Source organism: Bacillus sp. AFS041924 (assembly GCF_002577195.1).
Taxonomy (GTDB): Bacteria; Bacillota; Bacilli; order Bacillales; family Bacillaceae_G; genus Gottfriedia.
The window spans coordinates 1-525 of the sequence record NZ_NULG01000043.1; the positions used below are offsets into that span (position 1 = coordinate 1).

A 525-nucleotide genomic window follows, 5' to 3' on the forward strand; every position below is an offset into this window, starting at 1 on the left:
ACTATTTTAATTAGATCCATCAATATAAAGTTTAATAAAAATGGAGGAGTAAGAGGGATTCGAACCCCCGCGGGCTGTTACACCCCTGTCGGTTTTCAAGACCGATCCCTTCAGCCAGACTTGGGTATTACTCCATTATAAGTGGTGGACCTTGTAGGACTCGAACCTACGACCGGACGGTTATGAGCCGTCTGCTCTAACCAGCTGAGCTAAAGGTCCTTAAATAAGTAGCGGCGGAGGGAGTCGAACCCACGACCTCACGGGTATGAACCGTACGCTCTAGCCAGCTGAGCTACACCGCCATAATAAATTTAAGTTTTTCAAGTGGAGCCTAGCGGGATCGAACCGCTGACCTCCTGCGTGCAAGGCAGGCGCTCTCCCAGCTGAGCTAAGGCCCCATTTTTCAAATGGTCGGGAAGACAGGATTTGAACCTGCGACCCCCTGGTCCCAAACCAGGTGCTCTACCAAGCTGAGCCACTTCCCGTTCAGAAATACAGGTGATACAATATGGCGCGCCCGAAAGG

Annotated in this window: 5 tRNA genes; all 5 read right to left on the reverse strand. The window is 51.0% G+C overall.

From position 1 onward, the window contains the following. Positions 1-41 precede the first annotated feature (41 nt). Positions 42-134, reverse strand: a tRNA-Ser gene (locus COC46_RS13195). An 8-nt stretch (positions 135-142) separates the two neighbouring features. Next, a tRNA-Ile gene (locus tag COC46_RS13200) sits at positions 143-219 on the reverse strand. Positions 220-228: 9 nt separating this feature from the next. Further along, positions 229-302 (reverse strand) — tRNA-Met (locus COC46_RS13205). Between the two features lie 23 nt (positions 303-325). After that, positions 326-398 (reverse strand) — tRNA-Ala (locus COC46_RS13210). 10 nt (positions 399-408) lie between these two features. Then, positions 409-485: transfer RNA gene (locus COC46_RS13215), tRNA-Pro, on the reverse strand. Positions 486-525 lie beyond the last annotated feature (40 nt).